At 64.3% G+C, this 17,012-nt stretch carries 17 protein-coding genes; 8 read left to right on the forward strand and 9 right to left on the reverse strand.

Annotated features, from left to right (window positions below; translation table 11 throughout):
* Window positions 1-17 precede the first annotated feature (17 nt).
* The gene (locus AB7531_RS33855; RefSeq protein WP_231144375.1) at window positions 18-788 is read left to right on the forward strand and encodes a class I SAM-dependent methyltransferase; all 771 of its coding nucleotides are present in this window, start codon (window positions 18-20) and stop codon (window positions 786-788) included.
* An 85-nt stretch (window positions 789-873) separates the two neighbouring features.
* On the opposite strand, the gene AB7531_RS33860 is transcribed toward AB7531_RS33855, so the two are convergent.
* Together AB7531_RS33860 and AB7531_RS33865 are read right to left on the reverse strand one after the other, a co-directional pair.
* Window positions 874-1,092 (reverse strand): hypothetical protein, encoded by a 219-nt coding sequence (locus AB7531_RS33860; RefSeq protein ID WP_028148212.1) that lies wholly within the window; start codon window positions 1,090-1,092, stop codon window positions 874-876.
* A 186-nt stretch (window positions 1,093-1,278) separates the two neighbouring features.
* On the reverse strand, window positions 1,279-2,256 hold the full coding sequence (locus AB7531_RS33865; RefSeq protein WP_063984932.1) for a magnesium transporter CorA family protein: 978 nt from the start codon (window positions 2,254-2,256) through the stop codon (window positions 1,279-1,281).
* 337 nt (window positions 2,257-2,593) lie between these two features.
* On the opposite strand from AB7531_RS33865, the gene AB7531_RS33870 reads away from it, so the two are divergent.
* Window positions 2,594-3,280: a L,D-transpeptidase gene (locus AB7531_RS33870; protein WP_063984933.1), complete on the forward strand. Its 687-nt coding sequence runs from the start codon at window positions 2,594-2,596 to the stop codon at window positions 3,278-3,280.
* A gap of 36 nt (window positions 3,281-3,316) precedes the next feature.
* On the opposite strand, the gene AB7531_RS33875 is transcribed toward AB7531_RS33870, so the two are convergent.
* Window positions 3,317-4,414 carry an extensin family protein gene (locus AB7531_RS33875; RefSeq protein ID WP_063984934.1) on the reverse strand — a complete coding sequence of 366 codons (1,098 nt, stop codon included), beginning with the start codon at window positions 4,412-4,414 and terminating at the stop codon, window positions 3,317-3,319.
* Window positions 4,415-4,478: 64 nt separating this feature from the next.
* Between AB7531_RS33875 and AB7531_RS33880 the strand changes: the two genes are divergently transcribed.
* Window positions 4,479-6,107 (forward strand): fatty-acid--CoA ligase, encoded by a 1,629-nt coding sequence (locus tag AB7531_RS33880; protein WP_063984935.1) that lies wholly within the window; start codon window positions 4,479-4,481, stop codon window positions 6,105-6,107.
* Window positions 6,108-6,397: 290 nt separating this feature from the next.
* Window positions 6,398-7,252, forward strand: a complete 855-nt coding sequence (locus AB7531_RS33885; RefSeq protein ID WP_063984936.1) for a DUF1499 domain-containing protein — start codon at window positions 6,398-6,400, stop codon at window positions 7,250-7,252.
* A 72-nt stretch (window positions 7,253-7,324) separates the two neighbouring features.
* Here AB7531_RS33885 and AB7531_RS33890 read toward each other — a convergent pair whose 3' ends face one another.
* From AB7531_RS33890 to AB7531_RS33905, 4 genes are all read right to left on the reverse strand, one after another.
* Window positions 7,325-8,242, reverse strand: a complete 918-nt coding sequence (locus AB7531_RS33890) for an MBL fold metallo-hydrolase (RefSeq protein WP_063984937.1) — start codon at window positions 8,240-8,242, stop codon at window positions 7,325-7,327.
* A gap of 188 nt (window positions 8,243-8,430) precedes the next feature.
* Window positions 8,431-9,645, reverse strand: a complete 1,215-nt coding sequence (locus tag AB7531_RS33895) for an acyl-CoA dehydrogenase (RefSeq protein ID WP_028148218.1) — start codon at window positions 9,643-9,645, stop codon at window positions 8,431-8,433.
* A gap of 138 nt (window positions 9,646-9,783) precedes the next feature.
* Window positions 9,784-10,860: a 3,4-dihydroxy-2-butanone-4-phosphate synthase gene (gene ribB, locus AB7531_RS33900; RefSeq protein WP_063984938.1), complete on the reverse strand. Its 1,077-nt coding sequence runs from the start codon at window positions 10,858-10,860 to the stop codon at window positions 9,784-9,786.
* Window positions 10,861-11,050: 190 nt separating this feature from the next.
* A complete protein-coding gene (locus AB7531_RS33905) occupies window positions 11,051-12,781 on the reverse strand; it encodes a cation:proton antiporter (RefSeq protein ID WP_063984939.1) in 1,731 nt (576 codons plus the stop codon).
* Window positions 12,782-12,848: 67 nt separating this feature from the next.
* Here AB7531_RS33905 and AB7531_RS33910 point away from each other — a divergent pair, with 67 nt between their 5' ends.
* Window positions 12,849-13,376 carry a DUF3124 domain-containing protein gene (locus AB7531_RS33910; protein ID WP_063984940.1) on the forward strand — a complete coding sequence of 176 codons (528 nt, stop codon included), beginning with the start codon at window positions 12,849-12,851 and terminating at the stop codon, window positions 13,374-13,376.
* A gap of 54 nt (window positions 13,377-13,430) precedes the next feature.
* On the forward strand, window positions 13,431-14,663 hold the full coding sequence (locus tag AB7531_RS33915; protein WP_063984941.1) for an aminotransferase-like domain-containing protein: 1,233 nt from the start codon (window positions 13,431-13,433) through the stop codon (window positions 14,661-14,663).
* Between the two features lie 8 nt (window positions 14,664-14,671).
* On the opposite strand, the gene AB7531_RS33920 is transcribed toward AB7531_RS33915, so the two are convergent.
* Window positions 14,672-14,944 (reverse strand): helix-turn-helix domain-containing protein, encoded by a 273-nt coding sequence (locus AB7531_RS33920; protein ID WP_014497240.1) that lies wholly within the window; start codon window positions 14,942-14,944, stop codon window positions 14,672-14,674.
* A 156-nt stretch (window positions 14,945-15,100) separates the two neighbouring features.
* On the opposite strand from AB7531_RS33920, the gene AB7531_RS33925 reads away from it, so the two are divergent.
* The gene (locus AB7531_RS33925; protein ID WP_063984942.1) at window positions 15,101-15,553 is read left to right on the forward strand and encodes a hypothetical protein; all 453 of its coding nucleotides are present in this window, start codon (window positions 15,101-15,103) and stop codon (window positions 15,551-15,553) included.
* A 153-nt stretch (window positions 15,554-15,706) separates the two neighbouring features.
* The gene (locus AB7531_RS33930) at window positions 15,707-15,928 is read left to right on the forward strand and encodes a hypothetical protein (RefSeq protein WP_063986595.1); all 222 of its coding nucleotides are present in this window, start codon (window positions 15,707-15,709) and stop codon (window positions 15,926-15,928) included.
* A gap of 231 nt (window positions 15,929-16,159) precedes the next feature.
* Here the strand turns inward: AB7531_RS33930 and AB7531_RS33935 are convergent, their stop codons facing one another.
* On the reverse strand, window positions 16,160-16,978 hold the full coding sequence (locus AB7531_RS33935) for an aldo/keto reductase (RefSeq protein WP_063984943.1): 819 nt from the start codon (window positions 16,976-16,978) through the stop codon (window positions 16,160-16,162).
* Window positions 16,979-17,012 lie beyond the last annotated feature (34 nt).

Here is a 17,012-nt window from a genome sequence, read left to right on the forward strand (position 1 = left end):
GGCCAGGCAGGCGAAGCATGGGCCGGTTCGCGAGCACTGCGTCACTCTACGAGCATTTGCGGCCGCCCTACCCGAGCGAATTCTTTCGCAGCGTCGCGCACAAGCTTGGTCTCACCAAACAGAGCAGCCTGATAGACCTCGGCACCGGACCCGGACTCTTGGCGCTCGGCTTCGGCCCCTATGTCGGCCGCGTTGTCGGCGTCGATCCCGAGCCCGAGATGATCGAGGCGGCGCGACGCGCCGCAGCGGGCGCAGGGCGGAATATCACGCTGATCGAAGGCAAGGCCGAAACGCTGGCTCCCGACATCGGCAGCTTCGATGTCGTGACGATCGGGCGCGCCCTGCATTGGATGGATCGCGACCTGACGCTTGCACTGCTCGACCGGCTCGTCGCGCACGACGGCGCAATTGCCATCTGCGCCTCATTCTCGGCCACCGACGGCCGCAACCCGTGGCTTGACGGCTACAATGAAGCGCGCCGCCGATGGTCACCGGCCAAGCTGTGGGAGGAGGCCGGTCGGGGCACGCGGACTCACCGCGACCTCCCAGCATTCTTTCGCGGCAGTTCGTTTCAGCCCGCTGAACTCGTCTCAATCGAGACCAGCCATCTGGTCGGCCTGCACGACCTGGCGAAACGCACCCTCACCTACTCGTCGTCATCGCCGGAAGCGCTTGGCGAAAATGCCGACGCGATGCTGCGCGATGTCGGGCAGCATCTCGCTCCCTTCAGTCGCGACGGTGCTATCGCCGAGACCGTCGTCTCGACGGCCCAGATCGTGAAGCGCTAGATGATTTTCCCGCTCGAAGCGCGGGAAGCAAGGCGATCCAGACAACGCCGCCGCAGGACCTGGATCGCCTTTACCCTTCCGTTCCTCAATCGACTCGAATCCGACGCGACCGATCGCGCAGCCGCGGAGCGGCCGTGCTGAACGCAGTCGAGCAGTCGTCGTCGTTCTCACCGTCGAGCAGCGGAGCACCACAGTGCCGGCACATGCGCGCCGACATCGACGACGCCTTGCCGCTCGCCAGGACCTGACGGTAATTCGCCAGATCGATGACGTTGCGGGGCGACGTTATGTGTTTTTCAACCATGGCTGTTCCTCGCGGCTAACATGCTGCTTATCGCAGACAAGTTTCGCGCAAACGTTCAGCCCACTGCTCAAATTTTACCGGAGGAATTGGGGCGGCGGGCACACATCACGGCGCGGCCTCAATCCCGCTCTATTCTGCGACACCAACCATCGTGTCTCGTTGAACAGCGTAAGGTCTCGGTAGGTATCAAAGCCACTTCTTCCACTTGAAGAGCCAGTACGGGACGATCGCGGCGGCGAGCATCATCACCAGCGCCATCGGATAGCCGTGGACCCATTCGAGTTCCGGCATCGCCTTGAAATTCATGCCGTAGATCGAGGCGATCAGCGTCGGCGGCATCAGGACAACGGCCATGACCGAAAACAGCTTGATGATGTTGTTCTGCTCGAGATTGACGACGCCGAGCATGGCGTCGAGCACGAAGGTGATCTTGCTGGAGAGATAAGAGGCGTGGTCGGTCAGCGAGGCGACGTCGCGCTGCATGGTCTTGAGCTGCTCGCGCATGTCCTTCGACCATTTCACGCCCTCCACCACCGCGGAGAGGAAGGTGACGACGCGGCCGATCGACACCAGGCTTTCGCGAACCTTCGAGGTCAGGTCGCCCTTGCGGCCGATCGAGATCAGGATCTGGGAATATTGCTTGGCGTGGCCGTGGCGCTCGCTCTCGGGCTCGAAGATGTCGTGCGAGACCTGGTCGATCTCCGCGCCGCAGCGCTCCAGGATGTCGGCGCAGCGGTCGATCACGGCGTCCAGCAGTTCCATCAGCACCATCTCGCCGGTGATCGCGGGCGTGCAGGAACGGGCCAGCTTGGCCTCGACCAGCGCAAACGGCTTGGGCTGGTCGTAGCGCACCGTCACCAGGCGATGGTCGCCGAGAATGAAGGTCACAGCCGTGGTCCGGGGCATGTCGGTGTCGGACTGGCACATCAGCGTTGCCGTCATGTAGCGGGCGCTGTTCTCGATATAGAGGCGGCTGGAGATCTCGATCTCCTGCATGTCCTCCCGGGTCGGGATCGCAATACCGGAGAGCCGCTCCACCGCCTTGTCCTCAGCCGCGGTCGGGTTGACCAGGTCGATCCACACCGCATGCTCTGGAACCGCCGCGAGGTCTTCGACAACCGCTTTCTTGAGGGAGGAGTCGGTGGGAACGAACACAGAAAACATGCACAACTCCAGCAGGGGCCTGCGACAGACTGACAGCCCTTAGCGCGATTCTGACAAGTTCATGATGACAAGCACATTAACGGAGCGTTTGCATTTGTGGCGGCGCCGTGGCCCAACCGTGGCACGGAATCGACAGTCGGGCGTGCTTTGCCTAAAAACCAGCACAGGAGCGCAAAACTTGCGGCAAAAAAGCCACAGCTCGGCTCTTGCAGCGCGGGAAAAGGTCCGAAACGCTGGAATTGTGGCAGATTTCAACGATAATAGGGCCCAACGGAGTCGTGGTTTGGGCGCGTCTCAAGCCCCGCGAAAGCTAGTTGTTGTCGATTGGAACCAAATCATGTCGTCGCTGAAAGTTATGCTGGGTATTTTGGCCGCTGGCCTGATGCTGTCGGGCTGCATGCAGGCCACACATTTTGAAGCGACCGACACCAAGGCCTTCAAGCCGAAGGACAAGGAACTCCTCGCCAAGGTCCGGTACGAGAACACCCCGGTCGCCGAGCCGTTCCGCCGCGCCATCGTCGATTACCACCGCAAGGAATCGCCGGGCTCGATCGTGGTCGATTCCGACAACCATTACCTCTACTGGGTGATGGATGGCGGCAAGGCGATCCGCTACGGCATTACCGTCGGCGAAGAAGCCATGGCATGGTCGGGCATTGCCAAGGTTGGCAGCATGACCGAGTGGCCGGCCTGGCATCCAACCCCGGGCGAGATTTCGCGACTGGGCGTGCCGACCTACGTTGCACCGGGTCCGGACAATCCGATGGGCTCCCGCGCGATGTATCTCTACTCCGGCGGCAAGGACACGCTGTTCCGCATTCACGGCACCAACCAGCCGGAATATATCGGCGCCTCGATCTCGTCGGGCTGCATCCGCCTGACCAACGAGGATGCCATCGACCTCTATGGCCGCGTCAAGGTCGGCACCATCGTCGTGGTGCTCGAGCCGAAGCATGGCGACTCGCCCTACAATTCGCGCCTCGCGCTCGGCGGCAGCCAGACGGGCCAGGCGGGCAGCTACTGATCGCTTCCTGCTCTCGGACATTCAAAAGCGCCGGTTTTACCGGCGCTTTTTTGTTGCCGGCTTGTGCGGCTCGGCTTTGGTGCCATCGGCGGCCGACTTGTCCGCCGGCGCAGGGGATTTCTGCGCCGGCTCGTCATCAGCTCCGTCCTTGGCTCCATCCTTGGCCTCAGGCCTGGCCGCGACCTCGCGCGGCGGCGCCTCCTCGGGCCGTCCCGCCGGCAGCAACGGGGCGACCTGCGGCAGGGGATCCCAGACGTTCCACTGACAAATCCGGTAGTCGTTGCGCCGTTGCGCCAGGTCGAGATGGATGTGGTCCTCGTGATACCAGTCCGAGCCCGGACCGAGCACGGTGGAAAAGCGCGCGCAGACTGAATGCAGCACGCGCTCGCGCACATCGCGCGGCATGCCGCGGTCGGTCAGGCCGATCGACCGCCCGTTGGCGAGCTTGATGGCGCGGACGTCGAGCGCGTTGGCCTTGCCGTGTTCGGACAGCATCGCGCCGGCGACGCGGTTACGGCCTCGGCATTCGAAGCTGTCGAAATTGTCGAGATCGCTGATGGTCGAGCCGAGGCTCGCCGCCAGCGGCACCATGTCCTTGCGCACCCAATCGGCGATCGCGGACGCCATGGTGCAGCGGAGGATCGCCGCCGGCTTGACCGCCACCTTGCGCTTGTCCGGCAGCACGATCGCCTCCAGGCGCACCAGATCCTCGCCGCCGCAGGCGCCGGGGCCGCGAATATCGGGAATGGACGGCGCGACTGCGATCTCCTCGGTCAAGGCGAGCCGGCAGGCCGAGAGTTGCTTCTCGGGCGGCGGCGCGGCCTCGGCGGGCTTGGTCGCGCTCGGCTTGTCTGCGGAAGGCTTCCCCTCTGCCTCCGGCGCGGCCTCGTCCGTTGCTTGGGGGGCCTCCTCCGGACGGGGCTTTGGTAGCGGTATCCTGGCGGAGTGCACCTTCGTACGTGGCCGTGGTGTCCCGAGGCCAAAGATATCCAGCGGCGCAGCATATTTTCGTGCTTCTGCCCGCTCCGCCAGCACAAGCGACAGCCCGAGCGCAGCGGTAACCATTGCCGCGCCTGCGGACATATAGCCGCGACAAGACCATTTGCGGCGAAAGTCCGGCAGGCTAAAACTCATGACAATTCTTTGGCCCAGCGCTGAGAGCTATAAAAAGTCCAGCCCACCTCGGAGGAATGTCTGAATGCTTGGTTTGATGCAAGATTGGCCCCTGCTCTGCCACCGGATCATCGAACACGCCGCCAAGATTCATGGCAAGCAGGAGGTCGTTACGCGATCGGTCGAGGGACCGATCCATCGCACCACCTACGGCGAAATCCACAAGCGGGCGCTCAAGGTCTCGCAGGTGCTGGAGCGAGACGGCATCAAGCTCGGTGACCGGGTCGCAACGATCGCCTGGAACACCTGGCGCCATCTCGAGGTCTGGTACGGCATCATGGGGATCGGCGCCATCTGCCATACCGTCAATCCCCGCCTTTTCCCCGAGCAGATCGCCTGGATCATCAACCATGCGCAGGACCGCATCGTGATGACCGACCTCACCTTCGTTCCGGTCCTGGAGAAGATCGCCGACAAGCTGCCAAGCGTCGAACGCTACGTCGTGCTCACCGACAAGGCGCATTTGCCTGAGACCACGCTGAAGAATGTGGTCGCCTACGAGGACTGGATCGCGGAGGCCGACGGCAAATTCGAATGGAAGGACTTTGACGAGAACACGGCCGCCGCGATGTGCTACACATCCGGCACCACGGGCGATCCGAAGGGTGTTCTGTATTCGCATCGCTCCAACGTGCTGCACGCGCTGATGGCAAACAATGTCGATGCGCTCGGCACCAGCGCGTCCGAGACAATGCTGCCGGTGGTGCCGCTGTTCCATGCCAATAGCTGGGGCATCGCCTTCTCGGCCCCCTCGCAAGGCACCAAGCTGGTCATGCCCGGCGCCAAGCTCGACGGCGCCTCCGTCTACGAGCTGCTCTCGACCGAGAAGGTGACGCACACGGCGGGCGTGCCCACGGTGTGGCTGATGCTGCTGCAGCACATGGCCGCCAACAATCTGAAGCTGCCGGCTCTGAAGATGGTGATCTGCGGCGGCTCGGCGATGCCGCGCTCGATGATCAAGGCCTTCCTCGACATGGGCTCGAACGTGCGCCACGCCTGGGGCATGACCGAGATGAGCCCGATCGGCAGCGTCGCGGCGCTGAAGCCGCCGTTCCAGAATGCGACCGGTGAGGCGCGGCTCGACGTGCTGCAGATGCAGGGCTATGCGCCCTTTGCGGTGGAGATGAAGATCACCGACGATGCCGGCAAGGAGCTGCCCTGGGACGGCAAGACCTTCGGCCGTCTCAAGGTCTCCGGCCCCGCCGTCGCCAAGGCCTATTACCGCGTCGACAGCAACATCCTCGACGAGGAGGGCTTCTTCGACACCGGTGACGTCGCGACCATCGACGAGGCCGGCTACATGCGGATCACCGACCGCTCCAAGGACGTGATCAAGTCCGGCGGCGAGTGGATCTCCTCGATCGACCTCGAAAACCTCGCGGTCGGCCATCCCGCCGTGGCGGAGGCCGCCGTGATCGGCATCTATCATCCCAAATGGGACGAGCGGCCGCTGCTGATCGTGCAGCTCAAGCAGGGCCAGCAGGCCAGCCGCGAGGACATCCTGAAGTTCATGGACGGCAAGATCGCCAAATGGTGGATGCCTGACGACGTCGCCTTCGTCGAAGGCATTCCGCACACCGCGACCGGCAAGATCCTGAAGACCGCACTACGCGACCAGTTCAAGGATTACCGTTTCCCGAACGCGGCGGCGTAACCCTCGGTACCACCCTCCCCTGGAGGGCGTGAGCGCTCGACGCATTGAAGCCCCACAACGTCATGGCCGGGCTTGTCCCGGCCATCCACGCCTTGCCCCGCGGCACGGAGAACGTGGATGCCCGGGCATAGGCGAGCGGAAGCGACGCCGTCCTTCGGACGGCTATGCCCGGGCATGACGGTCTGGGCGCATGCGGAACCCTTGAATTTGCCTCCGGGCCGTGGTCTCAACGGCCCATCGTCGCGCCAAATCGGCCGACATCGCCCAAACCCCCGGCAGAGCTTCACCCTATGGCCCGCAGGTTTTCCGCTCCCTATCAGTCGGAGCCCGTGTCCAGCCTCGCGAGTTGGGCGCGCAATCTGGCCGTGTTCGCGGTGGTGGCGGTGGTGGTCTCGATCATCATCGTCCGCTTCGACTTCCTGGAGATGAGGCCGGCGCTGATGACGTTCTTCGGCGGGCTCGCGATCGCCGGCCTCTCGATCCTGTTTGGGCTCGCGGGCTTTGCCGCGATCTGGCAGAACGGCTCGCGCGGCATGGGGCGCATCCTGCTCGCCTTCCTCATCAACGGCGCGATCCTCGCTTATCCCGCTTATCTCGCCCTGCAATACCGCAAGCTGCCCCCGATCTACGACATCACGACCAACCCGATCGACCCGCCGCGCTTCGACGCGCTCGCGCATCTGCGCACCGGCGATGGCACCAACACCGCGGTCTATGCCGGCCTCTATTCGGCCGAGCAGCAGCGCCAGTTCTACCCGGACATCGAGCCGATCGAGCTGGAGATCCCCGTCGATCGGGCCTATGCGATCGCGCGCCAGCTCGTCATCAAGCGCAAATGGCTCGTCATCGACGAGCGCGAGCCGCAGCCGCCGCGCCGTATCGGTCGCATCGAGGCGGTGGCACGGACGCCGATCATGGGGTTCCGCGAGGACATCTCGATCCGGGTCGTGCCCGACGGTGACGATTCCCGCGTCGATATCCGCTCGGCGTCGCGCTATTTCGACAGTGATCTCGGCAGCAACGCCGCGCGCGTCAAAAAATTCATCGACGATCTCAACACCGCCGCCGACGCCGACGCGCTGAAACCGGTGAAGAAGACGCCGGTCGCGCCGCCGAAGGCACCGGCGAAGACGGTGAAGAAATGAGATCGGCGAATGGGGAGTAGCAAATAGCGAGTGGAAAGCACCTATTCGCTGCTCCCTATTCGCCATTCGCCCCTAAGCCATTCGATACGTTCCACCGATCACGGGATCGCCGTCCGTCGTCACCACGCCGCGCGCGACCAGATCTTCCAGATGCGCCAGGACCGAATAGCCGGCGGCCGTCGTCAGCCTGGGATCGATACCGATATAGATCGCGCGCACCATGGTCGGGATATCGGCCTCGCCCTTGGCTAGGCGATGCAGGATCGAGGCCTCGCGCGCCTTGCGGTGGCGGATCAGGAAGCGCACGAAGCGCTGGCCGTCCGGGATCTCCGGGCCGTGGCCTGAGAAATACAGATCCTCCTCGCGCCCGGCGAGGCGGTCGAGCGACTCCATGTAGTCGATCATCGAGCCGTCGGGCGGCGCCACGATCGAGGTCGACCAGCCCATCACGTGATCGCCGACGAAGTTGAATTTCCGTTCGGGCCAGGCGAAGGCGAGATGATTGGCGGTGTGGCCGGGCGTCGCCACGGCCTCCAGACGCCAGCCGTCGCCTTCGACGACGTCGCCATGGGCGATCCTGATATCGGGCGCGAAATCGCGGTCGGCGCCGGACTCCGGATTGTGCTTCTCGCTCTCGAAGCGCGGTCGCGAGGCACGGTGCGGGCCCTCGGCATAGACAGGCGCGCCGGTCGCCTGCTTGATCCGTGCCGTGTTCGGCGAATGGTCGCGATGGGTGTGGGTGACGAAGATATGGCTCACCGTCTCGCCGCGCACGGCATCGAGCAGCGCCGCCGCATGCGCCTCATCGTCCGGGCCGGGATCGATGATCGCGACGTTGCCTTGGCCTACGATGTAGCTGACCGTGCCGGTGAAGGTGAACGGGCTCGGATTGTTACAGAGCACGCGCCGCACGCCGGGACGGACTTCCTCGACGACACCGGCTTTGAGCGGAAAGTTGCGGTTGAACGGGATGTCGTCGTTGTCGGACATGGGACTTCCTGTGCACTGCAGCCCAACCCTCACCGTCATACCCCGCGAAAGCGGGTATCCAGTACGCCGCGGCGCCTGAGGCGAAGGCGAGGTCTCTGGGATACTGGATCGCCCGCTCTAGTGCGCAATTGCGCACAGGGCGGGCGATGACAGCGGAGCAAACTAGCCGCGGCCGAAGAACGCTGCGACTAGAAAAACGCCTGGATGCCCGTGATCGCACGTCCCAGGATCAGGGCGTGGACGTCGTGAGTCCCCTCGTACGTGTTGACGGTCTCGAGGTTATGGACGTGGCGCATCACGTGGTACTCGGCCGAGATGCCGTTGCCACCGTGCATGTCTCGCGCGACGCGGGCGATATCGAGGGCCTTGCCGCAATTGTTGCGCTTCATGATCGAGATCATCTCGGGGGCAAACTTGCCCTCGTCCATCAGACGGCCGACGCGAAGCGAACCCTGGAGGCCCAGCGCGATCTCGGTTTCCATGTCCGCCAGCTTCTTCTGCACGAGCTGGGTCGCGGCGAGCGGCTTGCCGAACTGCTTGCGATCGAGCGTGTACTGGCGGGCGCGGTGCATACAGTCCTCGGCGGCGCCGAGCGCACCCCAGGAGATACCGTAGCGGGCGCGGTTGAGGCAGCCGAACGGGCCCTTGAGGCCGGACACGTTGGGCAGCAGCGCGTCCTCGGGAACCACGACGCCATCCATCACGACCTCACCGGTGATCGAGGCGCGCAGGGACAGCTTGCCGCCGATCTTCGGCGCGGAGAGGCCCTTCATGCCCTTTTCCAGCACGAAGCCGCGGATCTGGTTGTCGTGCTCGGCCGACTTGGCCCAGACCACGAACACGTCGGCGATCGGCGCGTTCGAGATCCACATCTTGCTGCCGGTCAGGCGATAGCCATCCGAGACCTTCTCGGCGCGGGTCTTCATGCCGGCCGGATCGGAGCCGGCGTCGGGCTCGGTGAGACCGAAGCAGCCGACCCATTCGCCGCTGGCGAGCTTCGGCAGGTACTTCTTGCGCTGGTTCTCGTCGCCATAGGCGTAGATCGGGTACATCACCAGCGAGGACTGCACCGAGTTCATCGAGCGATAGCCGGAATCGACCCGCTCGATCTCGCGCGCGACGAGGCCGTAGGCGACGTAGCTCGCATTGGCACAGCCATATTCCTCAGGCAGCGTAATGCCGATCAGGCCGAGCTCGCCCATCTCGTTGAAGATCTCGCGGTCGGTCTTCTCCTCGAGATACGCCTTGGTGACGCGCGGCAGCAGCTTGTCCTGGGCATAGGCGCGCGCGGTGTCGCGCACCATGCGCTCGTCTTCGGTGAGCTGCTCGTCGAGCAGGAACGGATCGTCCCATTGGAAAGAAGCCGCAGCCGGCTTGTCCTTGGTCTGAGGGCGCACGCTCATGAAACGTCCTTTCGTCTGGTTCCGTCAAAATTTGCCCGACAAAGTAAAGCGCCGCGGCAACAAGTGCAATTGCGTTGCAGATGGATGGCTCTGCGTGAACCCCGGGGATGCGCAACGCGCGCCCCCGGAATGACAGCGCTAGCTTTCAAGCTGCTCGTTGGCGACGATCTCGATGCCGAAGCCTGACAGGCCCTTGTAGTCGTGCACCGAAGAGGTGAGGTGGCGGATCGAGGTGACGCCGAGGTCGCGCAGGATCTGCGCGCCGACACCGACCTCGCGCCACTGGCGGTTGCGGTCCGCCTCGCTCGCGCTCTCATCGGGCAGCGGAGCAACGGGGACACCGGCGGCGCCGTCACGCAGGTAAACCAAGACGCCACGGCCGGACTTCTTGAAGTGCTCGAGCACCGCCGCCATGCGCTTGTGGCCGGTGAAGATGTCCTTGACAATGTTGGGCTTGTGGAAGCGCGTCAGCACGTTCTTGCCGTCGCCGACGCCGTTATAGACGAACGCGACGTGGGCGATGGAATCGAACGGCGAGCGGTAGGCATAGCCCTGAAGCGGCCCGATCGGGCTGTCGGTGACGAAGGTCGAGACCCGCTCGATCAGCTTCTCGCGCACCTGGCGGTAGGCGATCATGTCGGCGATGGTGACATGCTTGAGCTTGTGCCTGGCGGCGAACTGCGCAACCTGCTCGCCCTTCATCACGCTGCCGTCGTCGTTCATCAGCTCGCTGATGACACCGACCGGCGGCAGGCCGGAGAGCTTGCACAGATCGACCGCGGCCTCGGTATGGCCGGAGCGCAAGAGCACGCCGCCGTCCTTGGCAATCAGCGGGAAGATGTGGCCCGGGCGGGCAAAATCGTTGGCGCCGACATTGGGATTGGACAGCGCGCGGCAGCACGAGGCGCGCTCTTCGGCCGAGATGCCGGTGCCGCCGTCGGGCTTGTAGTCGATCGAGACCGTGAATGCGGTGGTGTGCGCGGAATCGTTGTGGGCCACCATCGGATCGAGCCGGAGGCGGCGCGCGTCCTCGGTGGTCACCGGCGCGCAGACGATGCCGGAGGTATGGCGGATGATGAACGCCATCTTCTCGGCGGTGCAGAGCGAGGCGGCGACGATCAGATCGCCCTCGCCCTCGCGGTCCTCGTCGTCGGTGACGACCACGAGCTCACCCCGGGCAAAGGCCTGCAAGACTTCCTGAACGTTATCGGGCATTTCCCAATCTCTATCGGTTATGGCCGGGAGGCTTAGCCGGACGCCTTAGCCGGACTTGGCCCCAAGCGCTAGTGTCCTGGACGCAACCGCATATGCCTGATGGCGGGCCGGCCCGCGGGTCTAAGGCTTGCACCGAAGATACCAGGGATATAGGCGCACACGGCCCGGACGGAAAGCGGCCGCGCCGCCTTCAGGGCAGCACTTCGCGCCGCTCGCCGAGCCGGACATCGAGCTCGGCCCGCTTGTCGGCCAGCAGGCCAGCCTGGGCCGCTTCGATCACGGTAAACAGCTCATGAGCGTCGCTGAGCCGGGTCACCGTGACGTAGCTGGCGCCGGCCGCGTAGAGCTCGCTCACATCCGACAAAAGATCGGCCGTGGCCACGATCATGGCGGTCGGGTTGAGGGTACGGACGTGGCGGACCAGCTTCTCGTTGCTGGCGCCCTTGAGAAGGGCGTCCGGCACGCTGAGGATGATCATCTCGGACTTGCCGACGCCGGCATGGAGCAGCGTGTCGGCGCTGCTGATGTCACCATAGATCACGTGCAGGCCGCGCGATAGCAGCGTCTTGTACACATTGGGATTGAAGTCGATCACGGTGATCTGCTCGAGCAGCACCGGCGCCTGCCGTTCGATCTCGGCCAGCAGCGCGCTCGCCGCACGGAAAAAGCCGAGGATGACGATGCGGCGGGCCTCGCCGTGGCCGCCCTCGTGCCCCTCCTCGGCGTGGCCGTTGCCATGGTCGAGGTCGCGCAGGCCGATCCGCTTCAGGGGGCCGATCGCCCAGCGGGTGATCTCGTCGCTGCGGGTCATCACGAAGGTCGAGAGCACCGCCAGCACCACGAAGGCAAAGGAGGCCGCATTCGCCGTTTCGGCCGCGATATGATGGTCGGCGACGCCGGTCTGGATCACCACCAGCGAGAACTCGGAGATCTGCGCGAGGTTAAGGGCCGGCAACAGGCTGGCGCGCAGGCCCTGCTTCATCAGGTAGAGCGGGGCGAAGGTGGTGACGAGGCGGCTGACCACCGTGAACGCCGCGATCATCAAGGCAAGCCCGATCACGGAGAGGCCCGGCACGGGAATGGTCATGCCGAGCGCGACAAAGAACAGCGTGATGAAGAAGTCGCGGAGCGTGGTGACCTTGGCGGTGACGTCGAGGGCGTAAGGGAAGGTCGACAGCGAAACGCCGGCGATCAGCGCACCCATCTCGCGCGAGAGTGAGAGCCGCTCCGCGGTCTCGGCGACGAGGAAGCACCAGGCGAGCGCGCCAAGCAGGATCAGCTCGGGGCGGCGGGCAATCTGATGGAATAGGCGCGGCAGCACGTAGCGGCTGACCAGCAGCGCGGCGGCGACCAGCACCGCGACACGGCCGATCGACAGCAGGATGACGCTGACCTCGAGATTGGCGAGGCTCGGCTGCACCGCCAGGAACAGGATGGCGAAGATATCCTGGAGCACCAGCACACCGAGCGTGATGCGGCCGGGCAGCGTGTCGAGCTCGCGCTTCTCGTAGAGCACCTTGACGATGATCACGGTGCTCGACAGCGCGCAGGCGACGCAGAGATAGACCGCATCGAAATGCCCACCGCCGAGCGACAGGCCGATGCCAACGAAGAACAGCACCCCGAGCACGCAGCCGCCGATGAGCTGGCCGCCCGCCGCGAACAGGATCACCTTTCCCGCCCGCACGATCTTCTTCAGGTCGATCTCGAGCCCGATCATGAACAGCATGAAGATCAGGCCGAGCTCGGAGATGACGCTGATCGATTCCTGCGATTTGACCCAGCCGGCACCGAATGGACCTATGCAGAAGCCGGCGATAAGGTAGGCCAGGATCAGCGGCTGCCGGGAGAAATGGGCGAGCAGGCCCAGCATCCAGGCAAACAGAATACAGAGAGTGATGTCGCGAATGAGTTCGTGCATACCAAATTGGTCCGTTTTGCCGCACCCTAGGGCCAGGTTGCGGCGCGGCAAGCGAGCAATTCGTCACATGCGAGCAGGGCTTTTCGCAGCAATGCTGCTATGTCCCCTCGCCTCTGCCGCGCCCGCAGCCGCGCAATCCAAAGTCAATATCGAACAAAACTTTGCCGATTCGCTCACCACACTGCCGAAGGAGGAACTCGCCGTCTCCGGCGGGTTCTATGTGCCCGCCTATTCCAGCGTCGCGATGAGCCAGGGCAAACTACGTGTCGACTTCTCGGTGACGCTGAGCGTTCACAACGCCTCCGAGACCCAGCCGCTGGTGGTCAAACGCATCGCCTATTTCGACACCGCAGGCAAGCAGGTCGAGACCTACCTGAAGGGCCAGGTGGCGCTGAAGCCTCTGGCCACCGTCTCGATCTTCATTCCGACCGACGATGTGCGCGGGGGGACCGGGGCCAATTTCCTTGTCGACTGGGCCGCAACAGGCGAGATCGCCGAGCCAGTGGTCGAGGCCTTGATGGTTGGCGGCGTCGCCAATGCGCATTACGCTTTCATCAGCCTGGGCCGTCCGACGAGGACGGCCGGCAAGAAGTAAGGCACGCCGGCGCAAGGCCGGCCGCTCAACAAGAACAAAACGAGGAACGCCCCCATGACGTCCAGCTTCGATTTCGCGCCCCTGTTTCCCGCAGGGCTGCCGGCCCCTTCCGCGCGCTGGACGGGCCTCGCCAAGTACAGTTTCGTCGGCGGCAACAACGATTCCGAGCAGTTGCCGCTCGACGGCCTGATCGAGGCGACCAATTCCGCCCTGCAAAAGGAAGGCCGCTCGCTCGCGACCTACGGCCTGGCGCACGGGCCGCAGGGCTACCTGCCCTTGCGCGAATTCCTGGTGACAAAACTGAAGCGCGACGCCGGCATCAACTGCACCGTCGACGATCTCCTGATCGTCTCCGGCTCGCTCCAGGCGCTCGACCTCGTCAACGCGACGCTGCTGACACGCGGCGATACCGTGATCTTCGAGCAGGACAGCTATCAGGGCTCGTTGACCCGACTGGCGCGGCTCGGGGTCAACGTCGTCGGTATCCCCCTCGACAAGGACGGCATGCGCATGGATGTGCTGGCCTCGACGCTGGCCGATTTGAAGAGCCGCGGCATCCGGCCGAAATACATCTACACCATCCCGACCGTGCAGAACCCGACCGGCAGCATCATGCCGGAGAGCCGCCGCACCGAACTGGTGCGGCTCGCGGCCGAATATGGCGTGCCCATCTTCGAGGACGATTGCTACGCCGATCTCGTCTGGTCGGGGCAGCGACCGCCGGCGATCCACGCGATGAGCCCGAACGGCGGCGTGATCCATATCGGCTCGTTCTCGAAATCGATCGCACCGGCGCTGCGCGTCGGCTTCATCGTCGCGCCCTGGGATGTGATGTCGCGGATGCTGGCGCTGAAGACGGATGCAGGCTCCGGCGCACTGGAGCAGATGGTGCTGGCCGCCTATTGCAAGCCGCATTTCTCGACCCACGTGCCCGCGTTGACGAAGGCGCTGCGCACCAAGCTCGATACGCTGATGGAGGCGCTGAACGAGCAGTTCGGGACGGCGGCCGAGTTCGAGGAGCCCAAGGGCGGCATCTTCCTGTGGGTGAAGCTGCCCGACCAGGTCGATACGCTAAAACTCTATCAAGCCGCGCTCGCCGCCGGCGTGTCGATCAATCCGGGCCCGGAATGGTCGACCAACAAGCCCCATTCCAGCTCGCGGCTCAGGCTGTGCTTTGCGAGCCCCTCGCATCAGCAGATCCGTGAGGGCGTCGCCGTGCTGGCCGAGGTCTGCCGCAAGGAGTTCGGCGTGCCGGCCCGCAGCGCCAACGTGGAGAAGCGGGCCTAAGGCTCGCTCTAGGCCACCTGAGGCTGGCTGCCGTGGATCGCGGAGGCCAGCCGCAGCAGCAGCACGATCGAGACGTTGCCCTTGCCGGCCTCGATCTGGGCGATGTAGCGCTCGGAAATCCCGGAGCGGCGTGCCAGCTCCCGGCGCGACAGCTCGCACCGCGCACGCGAGGACCTCAAGCGCTCGCCCAGCTCGGCCAGGAACGCGGTCTCGGAATAAGGCGGCACGGCACAGCTCCCCGGCAGTACCTCGCCCGCGAAATCCACGACTTGATTCAGCATCGCTCTCACCAACTTCGCCTTCGGGAGCGCCATCCTACCCTTGATACGACCGGCCTCATTGACGCGGATCAAATTCGCGCGCGATTGCCAGCTCGCATGGACGATCGCGCGCGGGATGCTACACTTGGACTTGTTCGAGGCGGGGTTTTTCAGGACATGAAGCGTTGTCTAGGCTGCTGGATCGCGGCGGCGATGCTGTGGATTGCGTTCACGCCAGCGGCGGGCGCCGAGACGCTTGCGGCGACGGTCGAGCAATGGGGCCTGCTCGGTTCATGGGCGGTCGATTGCGCGGCGCGGCCGGACCGCGACAAGGGCTCGCTGTTGACTTACGAGATCAGGAAGGACGGCCGGGTGATGTACCGGCGCGATTTCGGCGAGGCCAGGGACGAGAACGAAGTTGTGTCCGCCACGGTCGAAGCCGAGGGCCTGCTCAATGTGATGGTGTACTTCCCCTCGCTGCACCAGACGCGTGAGTTCGGGCTGCTGCTGGCGAAGGATGGCAGCTTGCGCGCGATCTACAATCGCAGCGAGCGCGGTGTGTACACGATCAGGGACGGCAAATACGTCGCGACAGGCGCGCCGACACCAGCGCAGCAACGCTGCGATTGAGCATCACGTTTGAGCATGATCGTTTGGAAAACCGCTTCACACTTTTCCGGATCATGGTCTGTCTGAACATCCATTCAGAATTCTCTTCCAGTTCCTCCGGAACGTTCGCACACATGCGCCGTTCTCATGTGCATTGCATTGGAGGAGGACATCATGAAGAAGCTTGGTTATGTGGTTGCGGCTCTCGGCGCGCTCGCGATCGTTGCACCGACGATGGCGAATGCCGAAACGGTGGTGATCAAGAACGGCTACCATCATGGCTACGGCGCCCGCGCCGAAATGCGCGAGCATCGCGACCACGGCTGGCATCGCGGCTGGCACCATCACGACCGGGTCGTCGTGGTCAAGCGCGGTCACCATCACCACTGGGATTAATGCGTAACGCATGATGGAAATGGCCCCTCGCGGGGCCATTTCTTTGCGCTCTTTCTTCCTTCTCCCCTTGTGGGAGAAGGTGGCGCGAAGCGCCGGACGAGGGGTTGCTTCAGCGCATTCAATGAGAATTGGACTCGCGGATGGAGACCCCTCACCCGTCTCGCCGCTACGCAGCGAGCCACCCTCTCCCGCAAGGGGAGAGGGTAAGGGCGGCGCGTTCAGCGTCGAGTTTTAATCCCACACCGGCGCAAAGCCTGGATTGACGCAACGCCTGTCCTTGGGCAACGCCGCGATCTTCTTGCGGTCGGCATCGTCGAGCGTGATCTTCAGCGCATCGAGGTTGGCTTGCTGGCTCTCCCGGCGCGAGGCCTTCGGGATCGCAGCGACACCGCCCTGGTCGAGCAGCCATTTCAGCGCGACCTGCGCGGCGGTCGCGTTGTGCCTGGCGCCGATCTCGGCCAACGCCGGATCTGACGCGATGCGTCCTTGCGCGAGCGGGCAATAGGCGACCAGCGGGATCGATTTGGCGTTGAGATAGGCCAGCACCCTCGATTGATCGAGCATGGCGTGATATTCGATCTGGTTGCAGGCGATCGGCGCCTTGATGTCCTCGACCGCGATCTTGAGCAGCGCCGTGGTGAAATTGGCAACGCCGATCGCCCGCGTACGCCCCTCCTCCTTCAGCTTCATCAGGGTCTCGAACACCGCGCCCCAGTTCGCGGATTTCGACGGCCAGTGCACGAGGTAGAGATCAACATGGTCGAGCCGGAGCTTGGTCAGGCTGGCGTCGAAGGCGCGGCGGATCGCATCGGGGCTGAGATTCTCGTGCCAGACCTTGGTCGTGACATGCAGCTCGCCGCGCGGCAGCCGGGCCGCGGCGAGCGCGGCACCGATCGATTCTTCGTTGGCGTACATCTCGGCGGTGTCGATGTGGCGATAGCCGATCGACAGTGCGCTCTCGACCGCCGCGCGGCAGGCATCGCCCTGCATGCGGAAAGTGCCAAGGCCGAGCTTGGGCATGCTGATGCCCTGTGTCTTCAGATGATCCATGAGCTAACTCCTGACGTATTTCAGCCGCCGAACA

This window comes from Bradyrhizobium sp. 63_E2_N1_3, assembly GCF_052076005.1.
GTDB classification, from domain to species: domain Bacteria; phylum Pseudomonadota; class Alphaproteobacteria; order Rhizobiales; family Xanthobacteraceae; genus Bradyrhizobium; species Bradyrhizobium barranii.

Coding starts and splice junctions, on each gene's coding strand:
- AB7531_RS33855 (WP_231144375.1), top strand. CDS start 18: ATGGGCCGGTTCGCGAGCACTGCGTCACTCTACGAGCATTTGCGGCCG.
- AB7531_RS33860 (WP_028148212.1), bottom strand. CDS start 1,092: ATGGTTGAAAAACACATAACGTCGCCCCGCAACGTCATCGATCTGGCG.
- AB7531_RS33865 (WP_063984932.1), bottom strand. CDS start 2,256: ATGTTTTCTGTGTTCGTTCCCACCGACTCCTCCCTCAAGAAAGCGGTT.
- AB7531_RS33870 (WP_063984933.1), top strand. CDS start 2,594: ATGTCGTCGCTGAAAGTTATGCTGGGTATTTTGGCCGCTGGCCTGATG.
- AB7531_RS33875 (WP_063984934.1), bottom strand. CDS start 4,414: ATGAGTTTTAGCCTGCCGGACTTTCGCCGCAAATGGTCTTGTCGCGGC.
- AB7531_RS33880 (WP_063984935.1), top strand. CDS start 4,479: ATGCTTGGTTTGATGCAAGATTGGCCCCTGCTCTGCCACCGGATCATC.
- AB7531_RS33885 (WP_063984936.1), top strand. CDS start 6,398: ATGGCCCGCAGGTTTTCCGCTCCCTATCAGTCGGAGCCCGTGTCCAGC.
- AB7531_RS33890 (WP_063984937.1), bottom strand. CDS start 8,242: ATGTCCGACAACGACGACATCCCGTTCAACCGCAACTTTCCGCTCAAA.
- AB7531_RS33895 (WP_028148218.1), bottom strand. CDS start 9,645: ATGAGCGTGCGCCCTCAGACCAAGGACAAGCCGGCTGCGGCTTCTTTC.
- ribB (WP_063984938.1), bottom strand. CDS start 10,860: ATGCCCGATAACGTTCAGGAAGTCTTGCAGGCCTTTGCCCGGGGTGAG.
- AB7531_RS33905 (WP_063984939.1), bottom strand. CDS start 12,781: ATGCACGAACTCATTCGCGACATCACTCTCTGTATTCTGTTTGCCTGG.
- AB7531_RS33910 (WP_063984940.1), top strand. CDS start 12,849: ATGCGAGCAGGGCTTTTCGCAGCAATGCTGCTATGTCCCCTCGCCTCT.
- AB7531_RS33915 (WP_063984941.1), top strand. CDS start 13,431: ATGACGTCCAGCTTCGATTTCGCGCCCCTGTTTCCCGCAGGGCTGCCG.
- AB7531_RS33920 (WP_014497240.1), bottom strand. CDS start 14,944: ATGCTGAATCAAGTCGTGGATTTCGCGGGCGAGGTACTGCCGGGGAGC.
- AB7531_RS33925 (WP_063984942.1), top strand. CDS start 15,101: ATGAAGCGTTGTCTAGGCTGCTGGATCGCGGCGGCGATGCTGTGGATT.
- AB7531_RS33930 (WP_063986595.1), top strand. CDS start 15,707: ATGAAGAAGCTTGGTTATGTGGTTGCGGCTCTCGGCGCGCTCGCGATC.
- AB7531_RS33935 (WP_063984943.1), bottom strand. CDS start 16,978: ATGGATCATCTGAAGACACAGGGCATCAGCATGCCCAAGCTCGGCCTT.